Here is a 2,474-nt window from a genome sequence, read left to right as displayed (position 1 = left end):
AAAGGCGCCTTTTGTGTAGCGGCAGCATTAATGCTGCCCGCACACTGCTGCCAAGGTGTACCTCATGCGGCTGCAATCCGCTATAGTTCATCCGGCTGCAAACCGCTGTATACGCAAATGCTTCGTGGTTTGGATCTAGTCGAGAGCGTCAGAAAGGGTACGGTCAATTCTGCAACTAATTCCTTGGGGCATTTGCTGCTATAGGCTCTGGAACCACCGGGCGCGAGCGCTTCTGTTTTAGGTAGGAAAGTATTAATCCCTTAAACAGTTGAGGTGACGCTTCATATCAATTAATTGCCGTTTTAAGACTGGATACTTGCTGGCGGGAATTAGTGAATCTTTTTGGCGATTCACGAGAGTTTCTATCCCATGAACGCGAAAATTAAGCCGATTATTTAAGCGATAATTCTGAGTAGAGGTGGTTATTGCTTTCACTAGGGTAATTTCTCCAGTTTTTTCAGGAAAGCGCTGGCGAATATTGACGGAAAAAATGCCGCAGTCTTGGGAATTTACCAGTTGATAGGCGATAAAATTACCCAGGGAATAAATGGCAACTATGGTGCTTAATTTTCCATCTTTGACCCGGAATTTGAAGATTTGGTAAGGTTGAACTACATGGGGATGAGGTCAGCTGGCACTTGTAGTCATGTAAATTCACTAGCCCCAGGCTGGATTCTAGAAAAAACAAGGGAAAAGCCGGCAGTTGCCCCCTTTGTGGGCAACTGCCGATGAACTGCCATTTTGGCAACACAGGTTGGGCTAATCAAATTAGACTTATGAAGCCTAGATTCTTGCCTAGTCAAAATATTAAGAAACATTGGCTCAAAACCTACCCAGAGTTTTGTCCAGACAACCAGCCAGATTAGCCCAAGGAGAAAGAATATGATCTCAGACAATCAATCACCAGCGATTGATAAATTTAAATCCGAGTCAGAATTAAAATCGTACTTGGTCGAGGATGCGCTGACGAAGTACTCGAGTTTGTTCGGTCAGAAGACAGGTGGTATCTGGTCCAGATTCGACGGAGTCGATCTGGTATCTAACCAGAGCCAGCTAGAGGGCAACGTCGCTCAGGTGATAGCGACAGCGGATGCGACAAACTCAAATAGCTTCACAACGGTGATAGGGGGAGCGGCAGAGGCATCGGAGTCCTTCGTCCAGTCCAGCTCAACGAACACCCAAGAGCAGGGGGTGGACGAGGCGGACCTGGTGGAAACCGACGGGAAGTATATTTACGAGGTGGTGGGTCAGACTTTAACGATAGTCGATGCGCGCAATTCGCAACAGCTCAACATTGCCTCGCAAACAGATTTAAGCTCTCTGGGCAACATCGAAGGAGCCTACCTCCAGGGCAACCGGCTGACGGTGATATCCAATGACTGGTATTGGGGGTTGCCGTTGGCTCAGGCATCCTCTGACTCTATTCCCACCTTGTCTGGTCCCAAGGTCAACGTCACAGTATTCAACGTATCCGACCCCACATCGGTGAAGATAGAGGAAAAATCGCAGCTGGAAGGAAGTTTGCTGACGTCGCGCGCCATCAACGACCAGGTGTACGTGGTGACGCAGGCTGGCTTTGGCTTGCCGGCGCCGCAACTAGTGCCGGGAACGAAAGTTGATCTGAAGCCCAATCCAGGCGACCCCCTGCCCACACTCTCTTCTACACGAATTTCCAACAGGGGTTTGAACTTGTCCAAGGTAGTTGATGCAAACATTTCCCCTATCCCGTGGAACACATACACTTACCAATACGAAACTAAAGAACAATACCTGGCGCGGATCCAAGGTCAGGAGCTGAAGCTGGGTCTGCCTGACTTTACCACGGTGGATGGCCAAGGACGGCTAGTGGGCTCAGGACAGCTCAGTCAAGCCACTAACATCTACAAGCCGCTGGATGACAAACCCTACCAGGTGGCCAACGTCTCGGTCTTCGACGTGGATGATGGCAAGCCAGGACCCGACTTCTCGACGGGCATCCCTAAAAACTACCTGGATAAGGCTTACATGTCCTCCGACAATCTCTACTTGCTAGGGAGAGATTGGCAGCAGTGGTCAGACCCGCAGACGCAGCTGTTAAAGGTGGATCTCAACCCGCTTACGTTAGTCGCCACAGGGGACGCGCCCGGTCGGGTGCTCAACCAGTTCTCGGTGGATGAACACGAGGGCTTTGTGCGTGTCGCCACCACCACCGGCTCGGGTTGGAACTCTAAAAACAACCTGTACGTTTTGCAGCAGCAAGGCCAAAAGCTGGACATTGTGGGTCGCCTTGAGGGTCTAGCGCCGGGAGAAACGATCCGTTCGGCTCGCTTGATGGACGATTATGGCTTTATGGTCACCTTCAGGGAGGTCGATCCGTTTTTCACGCTGGACTTGAGGCAGCCGACCAATCCCCAGCTGGCTGGCGAGTTGAAACTGCCCGGCTTTTCCCAGTACCTTCAGGTGATTGAGAGCTCAGGCAAGCAGCTGGTATTGGG

The 2,474-nt window shown here is 50.9% G+C and carries 3 protein-coding genes; 2 read left to right on the top strand and 1 reads right to left on the bottom strand.

Features of this window, described 5'->3' with window-relative positions:
* Window positions 1-204: hypothetical protein (locus MiSe_RS48565; protein ID WP_226594635.1), on the top strand; the 204-nt coding region annotated here is incomplete at its 5' end.
* A 48-nt stretch (window positions 205-252) separates the two neighbouring features.
* On the opposite strand, the gene MiSe_RS48560 is transcribed toward MiSe_RS48565, so the two are convergent.
* Window positions 253-435 (bottom strand): hypothetical protein, encoded by a 183-nt coding sequence (locus MiSe_RS48560; RefSeq protein WP_226594634.1) that lies wholly within the window; start codon window positions 433-435, stop codon window positions 253-255.
* A 447-nt stretch (window positions 436-882) separates the two neighbouring features.
* On the opposite strand from MiSe_RS48560, the gene MiSe_RS48555 reads away from it, so the two are divergent.
* Window positions 883-2,474: beta-propeller domain-containing protein (locus MiSe_RS48555; RefSeq protein WP_226594632.1), on the top strand; the 1,592-nt coding region annotated here is incomplete at its 3' end.

It is taken from the genome of Microseira wollei NIES-4236, from assembly GCF_020521235.1.
GTDB classification, from domain to species: Bacteria; Cyanobacteriota; Cyanobacteriia; order Cyanobacteriales; family Aerosakkonemataceae; genus Microseira; species Microseira wollei.
The sequence above is the reverse complement of the archived record's forward strand: the minus strand, read 5'-3'. Positions and strand labels throughout refer to the sequence as shown.